The sequence below is a fragment of the Sulfurimonas denitrificans DSM 1251 genome, from assembly GCF_000012965.1.
GTDB classification, from domain to species: domain Bacteria; phylum Campylobacterota; class Campylobacteria; order Campylobacterales; family Sulfurimonadaceae; genus Sulfurimonas; species Sulfurimonas denitrificans.
The window spans coordinates 1015517-1029537 of sequence record NC_007575.1 but is presented as its reverse complement, the minus strand read 5'-3'; the positions used below and the strand labels follow the sequence as shown (position 1 = coordinate 1029537).

General features: G+C 34.7%; 13 protein-coding genes. All 13 read right to left on the bottom strand.

Annotated elements, in window-relative coordinates:
- Nucleotides 1–53 precede the first annotated feature (53 nt).
- Nucleotides 54–1187 carry a hybrid sensor histidine kinase/response regulator gene (locus tag SUDEN_RS05160; RefSeq protein ID WP_011372612.1) on the bottom strand — a complete coding sequence of 378 codons (1134 nt, stop codon included), beginning with the start codon at nucleotides 1185–1187 and terminating at the stop codon, nucleotides 54–56.
- Nucleotides 1180–3087 carry a methyl-accepting chemotaxis protein gene (locus tag SUDEN_RS05155; RefSeq protein WP_011372611.1) on the bottom strand — a complete coding sequence of 636 codons (1908 nt, stop codon included), beginning with the start codon at nucleotides 3085–3087 and terminating at the stop codon, nucleotides 1180–1182. Before SUDEN_RS05155 ends, SUDEN_RS05160 begins: the two co-directional genes overlap by 8 nt.
- Nucleotides 3088–3096: 9 nt before the next feature.
- Entirely contained in the window at nucleotides 3097–3693 is a 597-nt protein-coding gene (locus SUDEN_RS05150) for a hypothetical protein (protein WP_011372610.1), read from the bottom strand.
- A 95-nt stretch (nucleotides 3694–3788) separates the two neighbouring features.
- Nucleotides 3789–5852, bottom strand: a complete 2064-nt coding sequence (locus SUDEN_RS11055; RefSeq protein WP_011372609.1) for a PAS domain-containing sensor histidine kinase — start codon at nucleotides 5850–5852, stop codon at nucleotides 3789–3791.
- Nucleotides 5853–5857: 5 nt separating this feature from the next.
- Nucleotides 5858–6916, bottom strand: coding sequence for a protein-glutamate methylesterase/protein-glutamine glutaminase (locus SUDEN_RS05140; RefSeq protein ID WP_011372608.1), 1059 nt, complete (start codon nucleotides 6914–6916; stop codon nucleotides 5858–5860).
- Between the two features lie 10 nt (nucleotides 6917–6926).
- On the bottom strand, nucleotides 6927–7397 hold the full coding sequence (locus SUDEN_RS05135) for a chemotaxis protein CheD (protein WP_011372607.1): 471 nt from the start codon (nucleotides 7395–7397) through the stop codon (nucleotides 6927–6929).
- A gap of 2 nt (nucleotides 7398–7399) precedes the next feature.
- Nucleotides 7400–8284, bottom strand: coding sequence for a sensor histidine kinase (locus SUDEN_RS05130; protein ID WP_011372606.1), 885 nt, complete (start codon nucleotides 8282–8284; stop codon nucleotides 7400–7402).
- A gap of 12 nt (nucleotides 8285–8296) precedes the next feature.
- On the bottom strand, nucleotides 8297–9142 hold the full coding sequence (locus tag SUDEN_RS05125; RefSeq protein ID WP_011372605.1) for a CheR family methyltransferase: 846 nt from the start codon (nucleotides 9140–9142) through the stop codon (nucleotides 8297–8299).
- Complete coding sequence (locus tag SUDEN_RS05120) at nucleotides 9139–11214, bottom strand: chemotaxis protein CheA (protein WP_011372604.1); 2076 nt, start codon at nucleotides 11212–11214, stop codon at nucleotides 9139–9141. The genes SUDEN_RS05125 and SUDEN_RS05120 overlap by 4 nt, the downstream gene beginning before the upstream one ends.
- 3 nt (nucleotides 11215–11217) lie before the next feature.
- Nucleotides 11218–11481 carry a hypothetical protein gene (locus tag SUDEN_RS05115; RefSeq protein ID WP_011372603.1) on the bottom strand — a complete coding sequence of 88 codons (264 nt, stop codon included), beginning with the start codon at nucleotides 11479–11481 and terminating at the stop codon, nucleotides 11218–11220.
- A 2-nt stretch (nucleotides 11482–11483) separates the two neighbouring features.
- The gene (locus tag SUDEN_RS11050) at nucleotides 11484–13091 is read right to left on the bottom strand and encodes a methyl-accepting chemotaxis protein (RefSeq protein ID WP_011372602.1); all 1608 of its coding nucleotides are present in this window, start codon (nucleotides 13089–13091) and stop codon (nucleotides 11484–11486) included.
- A gap of 16 nt (nucleotides 13092–13107) precedes the next feature.
- Complete coding sequence (locus tag SUDEN_RS05105; protein ID WP_011372601.1) at nucleotides 13108–13617, bottom strand: chemotaxis protein CheW; 510 nt, start codon at nucleotides 13615–13617, stop codon at nucleotides 13108–13110.
- A 1-nt stretch (nucleotide 13618) separates the two neighbouring features.
- Nucleotides 13619–14005 carry a response regulator gene (locus SUDEN_RS05100; protein WP_011372600.1) on the bottom strand — a complete coding sequence of 129 codons (387 nt, stop codon included), beginning with the start codon at nucleotides 14003–14005 and terminating at the stop codon, nucleotides 13619–13621.
- Between the last annotated feature and the right edge of the window lie 16 nt (nucleotides 14006–14021).

Sequence of the window (14021 nt, the reverse complement as noted above, 5' to 3'; positions counted from 1 at the left end):
ATTTTTAATTTGGTAACACTATATTGTAAGAGTGTCGCTTTTTTGTCGCTTTTTTATATATTTAGCTTTAAAATGTCTCTTGGAATTGCTATTTTAAAACTCGCACCCTCATCTATATTTTTTGCACTTATGCTTCCATAAAAGAGTTTTGTAATAATTAGCTTACTCATATAAAGCCCAATACCTGTTGCGTTTTTATTTTTTGTACTAAAATATGGCTGAAAAATTCTATCCATCATACTCTTCTCTATCCCACCGCCATTATCAGCAACTTCTATGTATAAGTTTATATCATCTACACCACATGTAACTTTTATGAGCGGATTTAAAATATCTTTGCTTATGAACTCATCAATGGAGTTTTTTATCATATTTAACAAAACTTGATTTAGTTTTGACTCTAGTAAAAAAAGTTCACTAAACTCATTTAACCCATCTTTGTACTCTATCTTAATGCTGCATTTTGATTTATCTATATATGACTCTAGCAGTTTTTGAGGACTTGAGAGAAGTTTGCCCAAGAAGATATTTTTCTTCTTCTCATTATCTTTTAAAAAATCCATAAAATCATCTATCGTTTTGTTTAAATAATCTATGATGTTCTCTACTTTTTCAATTGATTCATCTATATTTTGGCTACTCAAAACACCTAATGTTTTTTTTGCTTTTACGTTTATATTTATAGAAGAAAGGGTGGCTAGTGGTTGTCTCCACTGATGAGCTATCATATGTATCATCTCACTCATACTGCTAAAGCGAGTCTCTTTTTCCAAAGAGACAAAGGTCTTTGTGCTCTTTATCTCTTTACATAAATCTACTATCTTAAAATAACTACTTAGTTTTGAGACTAAGAGTTTACTGTTTATTGGTTTTGAGATAAAACCTATCGCACCTGCTTCATAAGCTTTTATCTGACTTGTATCACTTTTTTCTACGCTAGAGATAAAGACAAAAGGGATATTTTTTGTCTTCTCTTTACTCTTTAACTCTCTTAAAAAATCATATCCACTAAGAAGAGGCATCTCTATATCACTAAGAACTATATCTATATCGCTATTTTCAACTATCTCTAGTGCATCTTTAACAGTTTTAGCCTTATAAATATTATGCTTAAAATTGGTTGTGATAATAGCCTCAAGAAGCATAAGATTTATCTCCATATCATCAACCATTAAAATATTATACACTGCTTGACTCCTGTAAAATTTTATCTAAGAGAGCAAACATCTCTAGTGAAGCGCTCTCCATCACATCAAAATTATCAATTATTTTTTGAGAATTTTTTAAAGTATTTTTCTCTGAATCTTTGTCGATAAATGCTAAGTTAAGATTTGCATTTTTATGAACTACTTCATGAGGAGTAGCTATGAGTTTATATGAATTTGTGCTTGAGAATCTTTTTCTTCCCTCACCTCCATACCAAACTCCAAGTTCGCACTCGTGCGTATCTTGAGCATCAAGCATCTTGTGGAGTGAGATAATAGAGTTATAAACACGTGATTTGTATAAAATATGCTCTAACTTTGCAAGAACTATAAATATGCTGTTCTCCATACCATAAGAGTAATTAACCATCTTAAGCGAGTTTTCACTTAGTTTAATTAGGGTCTCTTCAAACTCATTTATCTTATTTGTTGATTTATCTACCGTCTCTTTCATATTTGAAGAGCTCTCTTGAATCTCATGCATATCTTGCTGAAGCGATTTTATAGAGATAGAAATTTCACCCGTTGCTTTATGAGTTCTCTCTGCTAGTTTGCGTACTTCATCTGCTACAACTGCAAACCCTCTTCCATGCTCACCTGCACGAGCTGCTTCAATAGCAGCATTAAGGGCAAGAAGATTTGTTTGGTCTGCTATATCTGTAATTAACTCTATAACCGAAGTTATCTCGTTTGTTCTTTGAGCTATCTCTAAAACACTCTCGTTGTTTATTGTAACTCTTTGACTTAGTGCATTTAGTTCATTTACAACATCAGATATATCTTCTCTTGACTCATTTGCTAGAGATGAGGCATCTTTTGTAGCTGATGTTATGATTTTTAAATCTTCAACATTTCCATTTAAGTCAGAGATTATTAGAGATAGTGACTCTGAGACATTTACGCTCTTTGTACTTATCTTTGCGTTAAATATATCTCTTTGAGATTTTTCATGTTGAAGTTTCATAAACTCTATACTCATACTAACGCTCTGTATGGCTTTTACAAATTCGCCATCCATTCCGACAGAGGAGATTTTATGCTCAAACACCCCTTTTGAAGCCTCTGTAATCGTCTCATTTATCTCACTTATGAGGTTTTGAGTATGTGTAATTAAAGAGCTAAGTTCTTTGCCCATAATTCCAAGTTCTGTATCTTTTTCATTTGTAGAGTTTTGCTTATGGCTAAAATCACCTTTTGCAACGTGACCTATTAGTAAAGTAAACTCATTTATGCCAGATATAATTGACTTTCTTATAGCAATGGCTAAAACAAAAACTGCAACTCCTACAATTATGCCCGCTACTAAAACTAAATATTTAAAGAAGTTTAACTCAACTCCCAACTCATTTGAATCTCGCTCTAACTCATCTGCTTTTAAATCAAGAAGCTTTTGGAATGACTCCCTTGAAGCGTTTGCATAAGGAGTTAACTCTTGGGAATAAGCAGCATAAACATTCTCTTTCTCATATTTTATCTCATTGGCAGAGAGAGACTTCATCATATTGTATGAGCTATTTAAAAATAACATCGTTGACTCTTTTGCCTCATGAAGAAGTTTACGTGAACTATCTATCTCTATTGTCTTGTGCAAATCATTAAAGAGTAACTCTATCTCATCTATAGTACTCTTTAGCTTTTTTATATTTTTATCAAAGTTTCCGCCAAGCATAATATCTCTGCTTAATCTACTTACATAGTTTAGATTTTTCTCTATCTTTAGAGTGCTCAATTCACCCATCATTGAGTTATTGTGCAGATGATCATACTTTGAAGCTATATGACTCATAGCAAAATATATAGACAAAGCAGCAATAAAAACAAAACTGCTAACCATCACTATAAAGTAGTTCATCTTTTTATAGATGCTTAAATTTTTAAACATGTAAAGCCTTTAACTTGCAAATTGAGATAAAAGAGCTTCTATCTCATCGTTTGAGACAAGCTCATTATGCGTATCTCCTGTAATATGTTGAGCTGAGGAGACTCTGCTCTTATCCTCTACTCGTCCATCAAGAAGATTATTCATGTAGTTTGACAAAGAGCGCATAACATTGATAACCCTCTCTATTTTTTGACGATTTATATCTTGATACTGCATAATTTCCATGCACTCAAGCAGAGAGTCATTATTTGCTCTAAAAGTCTCAAGAACTCTATCTACTTCTCTAATTGCCACTCTGTTTTTTTCTAAACTAAGAGCAAAAGCTTTAACCTCAGGAAATTTTGAACTTAATCTCTCCAAAAGCACTATATTACGCTCAAAAAGTTCCAGTGTTTTAGTAATTTTCTCCTCTTTTTCTAGAAATTCATTATAGACATTATCTAGTAGATCAAATATCTCTACGGACTTTTCTTCACTCTCGCGAGTAACTTCATCAAGCTGAGAAACCATCTTATTCTCTCTTGTAGCAGGAAGAGGCCACAGGTGAGATGTATCCTCAGAGTAACCGTTTGGATACTCAAATACTACTTTTTCTTCATCTCTCATACAGACTCCTTATTCATTAAAATTTAATTTAACTTGATATAAGAAATTGTATTTTGTAAGTGTCGCAGAAGTGTCGCTCTTTGCTAAATTGTGCTTTATATCTTCAAAGATATTATAAAACAAGCACCTTTATCCACATTTTTAACACTAAGTTTGCCGCCTAAACTCTCTTGGACTATCTTTTTTGACATATAAAGCCCAAGACCTGTTCCGTTTTTGCTCTTTGTTGAGTAGTATGGCTCAAAGATTTTGTCTATTATGCTCTCATCAACGCCTAGAGCGTTGTCGCATACTTCTATGATTAGCTCATCTTCTTGTGTGTAAACATTTACTCTTATTTGCCCATCTTCTATATTTTTTGACCCTATTTGATCTATGGCATTTTTATATATATTTAAAAAAACTTGCGATATTTTTGAGAGCATAGTCTCTACTTTCATCTCTCTATCAACTCTAAAATCAACCTCAAAAGAGATGTTTTTGGAGTTTAAAATAACCTCCACTAGATTTTTAGCGCTATAGACTATATCTTGCACCTCTATACTCTCCAAATAATCACTATCTTTAAAAAACTCTCTAAAATCATCTATGGTTTTTGACATGTAGCTTATCTGCATGTTTAACTTATCCAAAGCGCTATCAAATGAGGTATCATCTAACATATCCATCTCACGCATAACTCTTATCCTTGAGAGAATTGTACTTTGTACGCTTAGAGGCTGTCTCCACTGATGAGCTATCATAGACATCATCTCCCCAATGGCTGCATCTTTTGACTGCATAACAAGGATTCTGTTTTTCTCTTCTAGTTCTGTTATATCATTAAAAACTATAACCTCTTCATCTTCATAATCATCCTCACTAAAGAGATTTCCAGAGCTCTTTACATTATAAATCTTCTCTATGCCATCTTTGTTTATCATCAGAACTTGATAACTCTCTTTAGACTTTTGACGCATGTAGTTATTCCAAGTCATACCCTCCATCTCTCGTGTAAGATACTCACAACCGTTTTTTTGACGAAAAAGCTCACAAATACAGCTGTGTTTTGATTTAAAATCTTCAAGATTGGCAAATCCAAATTCGCTAAAAAATATAGTGTTTATATTTTTTATATTTTTCCCATTAGTTACCACTACTATGGATTGTTGCGAGTTATAGATGGCATCTCTTCTTTTTAGCTCTTGTATTTCATGAGTTATATCATACAAAGTGATGATAAAAGTACTAAGATTTAGCATTTTATATCTCATTTTGTAATATTTTCTATTATAAAAAAAGACCTTATCGCTTTTTAAATTTGCATCATAATCACTTAAAAAAGAGATAAAAGTAAATATCTCCTTTTTTTGTTTAACATCTTCAAGCAGTTTTGAGAGCTCTATACCTTTGCTTATGTTTGCAAATATATTTTTTGCATTGCTATTTAAGTCTATAACTCTAAAGGCGTTATTTACGACAATCTGAGCCTCATCAGAAGCTTGAAGCAGAGAGTCTATGTAGTTATGACTTCTTTGCAAAGAGAGAGTTCTCTCCTCTACTTTTAACTCTAACTCCTTGTTTAGCATCATTAGCTCATCTTGGCTATTTGCGGCAAGTTTTGCAGCAGGAAAAAACATATAGCGTACAAATAAAAATGTCATACTAATGCTGCTTAGTAAAAAAAATAGATTTAATATAATCAATCTTTTTTGTCTAGCAGCAAAATTCTCTTTTACTATATCTACTACCTCTGAGACTCTCTCAAATGTAATCTCTGCACTTGTTTGTAAAGCGTCAAAATTTTCTCTATTATTAGACTCCATAAACTGCTCAACACTGCTTAATAATTTTTCCACTTCACTCTTTATGCCAATCAATTTTTCATCATGTCTAAAATATTTCTCATGTAAAAAGTATGTATTTTCTCTCATCTGTGTATAAATACGCAAGAGAGTGTTTTTTGAGCTACTATTATCATGCATATATACTTTATGTGATTCAAGAAGTATTTTTTGCGTAAACATTCTCTGCTTTGCAGCCATATCTATCTCTTCTTGAAAGCTATCTCTTAGCCCTTTTGCCTCAATGCTAAAAAACAGAGCAAATAAAATCCATCCTCCAAATAAGAGTGTTGGAACTGTTTTTAAATATCTTGATTTGATTATATTTTTTATCATGTTTGTTACTTTCTCTCACTAAGAAGTGATGCTATTTTTACATCTATGTTAGAGAGTGGCTCTACAAAATCAACAGCGCCAATCTCATAAGCAACCTTTGGCATTCCCCACACAATAGAGCTTTTCTCATCTTGAGCGATTGTTGAAGCACCGCTTGTTTTCATCTTTAACATCCCCTTTGCTCCATCACTTCCCATACCTGTTAAGAGTACACCTATGGCATTTGAACCAACATGAGAGGCAACTGAGTTAAACAAAACATCAACTGAGGGTCTATGTCCGCTTATCTTCTCGCCAGTTCCTAGCTTTACTCTATAGTTTCCGCCATCTCTTCGCACCACCATGTGCAAATCTCCTGGAGCAACAAGAACTCTTCCACGCCCTATAATGTCGCCATCTTCTGCCTCTTTTACTTCAACCTCACAAAGAGAGTTAAGCCTCTGTGCAAAAGAGTTTGTAAACCCGCTTGGCATATGTTGAACAACCACAACCCCTGGTGTATCTTTTGTAAAACGGGCGATTAGCTCAGCTAGTGCCACTGTTCCGCCAGTTGATGCACCAATGGCTATGAGTTTGTTTGTAGTTTGAGCTAGAGAGTATGTAGCTTTTGGTTTATACTCCAGCGTTGAAGTTTTTGCTTTTGCGGCTTCTATTCTTGCACTTAAATTTGAAGAGGCTACCATTTTTACTTTTTGGATTAGCTCTTTTTGTATCTCATCTATACCATCATAAATATTTGAGTGAGGTTTTGCAACATAGTCTATTGCTCCAGCTTCAAGCGCATCAAAAGTAACTTGCGCTCCATCTTGAGTAAGTGAAGATACCATTAAAACTGGAGTAGGAAAGTACTTCATAATCTTTTTTAAAAAGCTGATTCCATCCATTCGTGGCATCTCAACATCAAGACAGATAACATCTGGTTTTAGTTGAACTATCTTATCTCTTGCTACATAAGCATCGGGTGCTGTGGCAATTACTTCTATCTCGCTATCTTTACTTAGAACATCCTTTAGGACTGTTCTAGCTGTTGCGCTATCATCTACTATTAGAACTCTAATTGCCACAATTCACCCCTTAAAACTCTGTTTTTTGAACATACTTGAGCATCACACGCCCACTGTTTGACTCAAGAGAGATTTTTCTGCCTCTTGTTCCGCCTAAATCACTAGCAACTATTTTTATGCGTTGCTCACTGAGAATGTGGTGCGCTATTTGAATGTTTTTCTCTCCAACTAACATGCCGTTTTGTGCATTGAAGTTGTTAGGACTAGCTCCTCCAAAGAGTTTGGCAACCATATCTCTTCTTTGACACCCAACCGCTTCCATCGCCTCTATAAGCTTTGAAATTGCTATGTTTCCATACTTTGGACTAGCTAGTCCATCATTGTTCCAAAGAGGCAGAAGGTAGTGGTTCATCCCAGAGATTTGCATTTTTGAATCATATAAGCAAACAGCGACACATGAGCCTAAAACCGTCTGTATAACTGATGGGCGTACTGCTACAAAGAGCTGACTTGAGTGGATATACTTTTTTTCGTACTCCATTTTTAAAACTCCTCACCAGCACTATCCGATACAAATAAAAAGTCATCATCACCAAAGAGATTCTCATCACTCTTAAGCGATTTTGCAAGAGTAATTTCAAAGCGGGTAGATTTAAACAGAGTACTCTCAAAATGAACCTCGCCATCAAGTAAATCCACCAAATCTCTAACAACAGAGAGCCCAAGCCCCTGCCCTCTGTGCGCTCTGTTCATACCGCTGTGTGCTTGATGAAAACGCTTAAAGATATTTTCATAATCACTCTCATCAATCCCCTCTCCAAAGTCCTGAACAACTAGCTTTATATAGTTATTCTCTTCGCTTATCTCTACGATTACCTTTGAATCAACGGGAGAGAACTCAACAGCATTTGAGATAAGATTTAAAAGGATTAAGTAGAGTTTTTCTCTATCTAAATAGATAATATCATCAGATGAGATTTTTGTCTGCAAATCTATCTTTTTATGTTGAAGCGGATATTTCAACTCCTCTTTTATTTGTAGCAAAATATCCAAAAAGTCTATCTTAGAGGACTCTATGGGGATAGTTCCCGCTTCTATCTCTGCGGCTGTTATGATGTTTTTTATCTGAAAATTAAGCATTAAAGACTCTTCATACAAAGACTCGCCAATAAAGCTGACTTTCTCATCACTGCTTGACTTTAAGAGCGATTTTGAGAGGCTTATCATGCTAAAGATAGGGTTGTTAAACTCATTTTTGATGATAGACATAAACTTGCTTCTGTTCTCTTCTGATTTTGTGAGTCTTTTGTTTACATCTTCGAGTTTTTTTAGCATCTTTTTACTATCTGCTATGATTAAATCTCTCTCTAAAAATCTCTTTTGAATCTCTTCTAGCAACATCTCATTTGTAACTTCGCCTAAATTCATCACTATCTCCTTTTACTGTTTTTTATAGATAGATGGTTTTTCAAGTTTTAAGACTCCATCTTTCATGGTTACTAAACTCTCACTGTGCCCTATGAAAAAATATCCACCTTTTAGGATTTTTGAACTAAGGTTTTTAACAACGCCCTCTTTTGTCTCTTTGTCAAAATATATCATTACATTTCTGCAAAAAATCATGTCAAAACTCTGAGGAATCTTTGAGTAATTCCCATAAACAAGGTTAAAACTTCTAAATGTAATCATAGATTTTACAAAAGGTTTTATCTCATAGAAAAGCTCATTTCCCTGCTTTGTCATAATATTTTTTTTATCAAAAAACTTCAACAACATACTCTTTGGAAGAGCGCCTATATCTTGAGCGCTATAACACCCCTCCATTGCTTTTAGGAGAATATTCTCAGATATATCAGTAGCTAGGATTTTTATGTCCCAATCTTGTGGATTTTTAAGAGTTGAGAGCAAAAACATAGCTATGGTGTATGGCTCTTGACCGCTAGAACAAGCTGCTGAGTAGATTCTAAGAGTTCTTTTTTTTGCCGCTTCAAAGACTTTTACCTCTTGCTCTAAAAAATCCCATTGCGATTGCTCACGAAAAAAACTAGTTACATTTGTGCTTATCTCATTGATTAGCATTATCGTCTCTTCACCAGAACCATCTTCATTGAGATACGCTAAGTACTCCTTAAATGAGCGCAGATTTAGCTCTCTTAGCCTCTTTGAGAGGCGACTGCGAACTAACATAATCTTATGCTCTGCTAGGTGAATCCCTACCTCTTTATAAACAAATTCACTTAACTCTTTAAACTCTGATTTTGTGATTTCGTATGCTGCTACATTCATGCGCTGTACTCAAAATCTAAATGGTCTCTAACACCCTCAGTGTTTAATATAAGTGCTATCTGCCCTGTTCCCAAAATCGCCGCACCTGATATCTCTTTTACATTGTTGCTTAGAACTCCAAGAGACTTTATAACAACCTGCTGACGTCCGAGTAGTTCATCAACCTGAATAATATATCTGCCTCTTTCATGGTCGATGCAGATAAAAGTGGAGTTCTCAAACTCTGTTTTGCTCTTGTTTAACCCTAGAAGCCTGTTTAGCCTAACAATTGGCAAAATTTCGCCTCTATAGTTTATAAACTCTCCCTCACCCTTTACATAGTGAATATCTTTGATTATCGGGCTAAAAGACTCAACAACAGATAGAGTTGGAACTATAAGCATCTCATTATCAACTCTTATTGTTAGTCCATCAATAATTGCTAGAGTCAGTGGAAGAATTATTCTAAAGATAGTTCCAACTCCAAGCTCACTCTCAACAGTTACTTTTCCTCTTAACTCTTCGATGGATTGCCTAACCGCATCAAGCCCTACTCCGCGCCCACTTATGTCAGTTATGGAGTTTGCGGTTGAAAACCCAGCACAAAATAAAAAGTTTATAATCTCATCTTGAGTATATGAAGCCCCCTCTTTTGCAAAGCCTTTTTCTATCGCTTTTTGAAGAATTTTTTGTGTATCAATACCTCTTCCATCATCTCTTATCTCTATAACAAAAGAGCTTCCTTTATGTGCGGCACTTAGATATATATTTCCGCACTCCTCTTTGCCAAGAGCGACTCTATCATGAGCACTCTCCTCTATGCCGTGATCAACAGAGTTTCTAAGCAGATGGATTAGCGGTTCTGAGAGTTTATCAACCATAGTTTTATCTATCTCTGTATCTTCTCCGCTTAAGATTAACTCTATCTCTTTGGAAGTTTTTACACTGACATCTCTAACAACTCTCTTCATCTTTAAAAAAGTATCTCGGATGGGAATCATTCTAAGGCTCATCACCTTGCTTTGAATGATTCTAGTTGATTTTGACAACATCTCTAAGTATTGATTTAGCTCATTGTCATTGATAGAGCGAATCTTCTCATTTTGGCTAATATAACTCTGTGCGATTACAAGCTCACCTATGGAGTCAAAGAGCTCATCAAGTTTTGCAGACTCAACACGGATAGAACTTTTTGCTACGCTTTTATGTTCTTTGCTTCCATTTTGTACATATAGAGTTTCTTGTGATTGCGACTCTTCTTCTTTTGACTCTTTTTCTTGCAACGTCTCAAGCTCTTTTAAATCAACAACACTTAGTGAGACTTCATGCTCCTGCGCAATAAACTCAAAAACATCCAAAATATCCATCTCATCACTATCACTTAGTAGATAGATATAGAGAGATTTTACATAAGAGTGCTCTGTGTTAAACTCTTCTAATGTTGGGATATTCTCATCAATAATGTAGTTTGAGTACAAAAGAGTCCCCAAACTCTCAAGCAGTCTAAAAAATATCTGATGATTGTATCCTCTTAAATATATATCGCTATCTAACTCAAGTTTTATCTCATATATCTTTTTGTCACCTATATCTTTTAAATTATATTGTGTATGTTCAACCATTTTTTTAACAATCACAGACTCTTGTGCTACATGTGCAAATGATGAGGCACTAACTATCTCTTCAAAACTCTCTTTGCTATTTTCTTTGATATTTAGTGCTTTTTTTATCTCTTCTAAAATCTCATAGTAGTTCGTGGGATAACCATCTACTCCATCTTCTTCATACTCAAAAACACTCCCCACAATGTCAAAAGAGCGGATAAAGAGGTCAACCTCACTTGAGTCTAACACGCTCTCATCTTTTCTATAAATAGAGAGTAAATCTTCAAAGTGGTGTACAAACTCGCCAAGTTTTACAAAACCAAATGAGTTTGCATTACCCTTGAGCGTATGAATACCGCGAAATATGTCATTGATGAGATTTTTATCGTTTGGAGTATCTTCAAGGTTTAGAAGTTTTGGAGCTATCTCTTCTAAAATCTCCTTACACTCATTTAAAAAAATCTGCATCACTCTGTCATGTTTATTCATCTCTTATCCTCTTATATTTAACGACACTATTCCAATTCCTTCCACATGTATAGAAGGTTTGTCTAAAAAATTTATCTTTACATGTGGTGCCGTTTTTCTAATTGACACCAAGAGAGAAAAAAGCGCACTCGATTCTACTCCCAAAGTATCATCAACAACTACCTCTTTTATCTCTGAGATATTTTGTAAAATATCTTTTGCCAAAGTATTTAAAGAGTCATTACTCGATTTTGCGTCTATGATTAGTACTCCATCAGCTAAATTCATGACTAAAATTCTCTTAAATCATCATCATCCAAAGGTAGAACTTCAGAAGGTTTTTTAGTTGCTACTACAAGTGGAGCTTTTCTGTTTTGCTTTGTATTTGACCCTAAAGTTGGTTTTTGTTGATGATGTAAAACCGACTTTGTCGAATGAGTAGAAGATGTAGCTATACCAAAGATACCAGCCAAATCACCAATAGTTATTTTCATAGTAGTAGCTTGTGCACTCATCTCCTCACTAGCTGCTGCACTCTCCTCTGAATTACTTGCAATTACCTGAGTAACAGAGTCAACTTGACTCATCGCTTCGCTTAGTTGGTTTATGCCTGTTGCTTGTTCCTTTGATGCAATAGCAATCTCGCCTACAATGTCACCTGTCTTTTTAACTTTGTCTAAAATCTCAACAAACGCTTTGTTTGTCTGCTCTGTAATTTGGTTACCCTTTCTTACATCATCAATAGATTTCTCAATAATCGCCGCTGTATCTTTTGCCGCAGTAGCACTTCTTTGAGCAAGGTTTCTAACCTCTTCTGCAACAACCGCAAACCCCAAGCCATGCTCCCCAGCACGAGCTGCCTCAACCGCAGCATTTAGTGCAAGAAGATTTGTCTGAAACGCAATCTCATCAATAGTTTTAATGATATTTGAGATTTTTCTACTGCTATCATTAATTTCAACCATAGAAGTACTAAGCTCTCTAATATGCTCATAACCCATCTTTGCAGCTTCGTTTGCATCTTTGCCTAACATATCTGCTTCTCTTGCATTTTCAGAGTTCTGCTCTATTGTCGCTTTTATCTCCGTAAGTGAGCTTGTAATCTCCTCAACTGAAGCAGCCTGTTCTTGAGCACCCTCTGCTAGTTGTTGTGAAGATGAACTTATCTGGTTTGAAGCACTAGCAACCTGTTCTGCGCCTTCGCTAACGTTTGTAACACTGCTTGATATAAGCGCCATCATCTGGCGAACCATAAAGAGTGCAATAATCAAGGCAAGTGCAATACCACCTACTGCAATTCCGATATTTAGATTTCTTAAATTTTCATAATCTTTTGTTGTTTGAGCATCAATCTCATTTAAGTTATCTTGGTTGTTTTTCAATATAGTATTAACATTCGTACTTACCGCTTCCCCATACTCTAAACCTTTTGTAGCTGAGAGCTCAATACTTTTTCGTTGAGCTTCTAGTGCCTCTGCGCTCTCTCCTAATGAAGCTATTGAGAGTGCTTTTATCTCAGATATAAACTCATCATACTTTTTCAAATCACTCAAAAGAGTCTCTATCCTTGATCTGTTTTCTGCTTTTACCATTAAATCTTTTAAACCTATAAGCAATTTATCCATCTCTTGTCTATCGTTATGGATAATATTTGCATATGAATTTATACTATCTACACTTTTTGAGAGAATAATATTTTTCTCATTTTTTCTACAAGATTCTGAATTTCTTGCAACAATTCCCATTTCATTGAGTTTTTTAGCTTCAACCTTAGTTAAATTTGTAATAGAGTCATTTAAACTTGAGGCTCCGCTTAAACCAGACCAAGCGATTGCTATCGCAACTATTACCAATACCGCAATTATCATAGACAACTTTTGAGTAAATGTCATTTTCATTTTTTTCTCCTAATTTTTATATTTCTTGAATTTTTTCTATCTGTTTTACACTGTTTAGCTCTGATTCTGAAAATATCTTCATAAGATTCACAATCATCACAACACCATTAGCTGTTTTTGCCATAGACTTTAAAAATGTCGTATCTATTGCTGTACCAAACTTAGGAGGAGGAGCCATCTCCTCTTGAGTTATATTTAAAACATCCGCTGTTTTATCTACTATAAAGCCTATTAGACTATCTTCAACTATCCCTATGATGATTGTAGTTCTCTCGTTGTACTCAATCTCGGATAGTTCAAACTTCACTCTTATATCTATTATGGGAATTACTAAACCCCTTAAGTTGATAACGCCTTTTACAAAAGTTGGCATTTTTGGCACTTTTGTAAACTTCATCATCGCAATAATCTCTTTTACATCAAGTATCTCAACTGCATACATCTCCTCATTTATCTCAAATGAGAGGTATTTTTGAGCACTTGAGAGCGCTAACTTTGTCTTATTTGTTTTTTGGGTAATAGCCATCTTATATGCCTAAAACTTTTTTAATTGCTAAGACAATTTTGTCATTGCTAAACGGTTTAACAACCCATCCAGCTATACCTATATCTTTTCCAGTCTGTTTAATCTCTGTTGAGTTTTCAGTCGTTAAAGCCAAGATTGGTTTTTGTCTAATTGACGCAATATCTTTTAATTTTTTTGATAGCTCAAGTCCACTCATCTGTGGCATATTTATATCCGTAAACAAAAGGTCATAATCCACACTTCCAGATGTAACTTTTTCTAAAAATTCAGCTGGATTTGAGTATGTGTCAAAAGATATACTTCCATTTGCCACAAGCTCTTCAACTGCCAATTCAACAGAAGCTAAAACTGCTTTACTATCATCCACAAACACTACTTTTTTTAACATTTTTTATCCTTTTTTT

Bases quoted from the DNA above. Each gene is read 5' to 3' on its own strand.
- SUDEN_RS05100 (WP_011372600.1), bottom strand. From the start codon at position 14,005: ATGTTAAAAAAAGTAGTGTTTGTGGATGATAGTAAAGCAGTTTTAGCT.
- SUDEN_RS11055 (WP_011372609.1), bottom strand. From the start codon at position 5,852: ATGATAAAAAATATAATCAAATCAAGATATTTAAAAACAGTTCCAACA.
- SUDEN_RS11050 (WP_011372602.1), bottom strand. From the start codon at position 13,091: ATGAAAATGACATTTACTCAAAAGTTGTCTATGATAATTGCGGTATTG.
- SUDEN_RS05130 (WP_011372606.1), bottom strand. From the start codon at position 8,284: ATGAATTTAGGCGAAGTTACAAATGAGATGTTGCTAGAAGAGATTCAA.
- SUDEN_RS05125 (WP_011372605.1), bottom strand. From the start codon at position 9,142: ATGAATGTAGCAGCATACGAAATCACAAAATCAGAGTTTAAAGAGTTA.
- SUDEN_RS05155 (WP_011372611.1), bottom strand. From the start codon at position 3,087: ATGTTTAAAAATTTAAGCATCTATAAAAAGATGAACTACTTTATAGTG.
- SUDEN_RS05120 (WP_011372604.1), bottom strand. From the start codon at position 11,214: ATGAATAAACATGACAGAGTGATGCAGATTTTTTTAAATGAGTGTAAG.
- SUDEN_RS05150 (WP_011372610.1), bottom strand. From the start codon at position 3,693: ATGAGAGATGAAGAAAAAGTAGTATTTGAGTATCCAAACGGTTACTCT.
- SUDEN_RS05105 (WP_011372601.1), bottom strand. From the start codon at position 13,617: ATGGCTATTACCCAAAAAACAAATAAGACAAAGTTAGCGCTCTCAAGT.
- SUDEN_RS05135 (WP_011372607.1), bottom strand. From the start codon at position 7,397: ATGGAGTACGAAAAAAAGTATATCCACTCAAGTCAGCTCTTTGTAGCA.
- SUDEN_RS05115 (WP_011372603.1), bottom strand. From the start codon at position 11,481: ATGAATTTAGCTGATGGAGTACTAATCATAGACGCAAAATCGAGTAAT.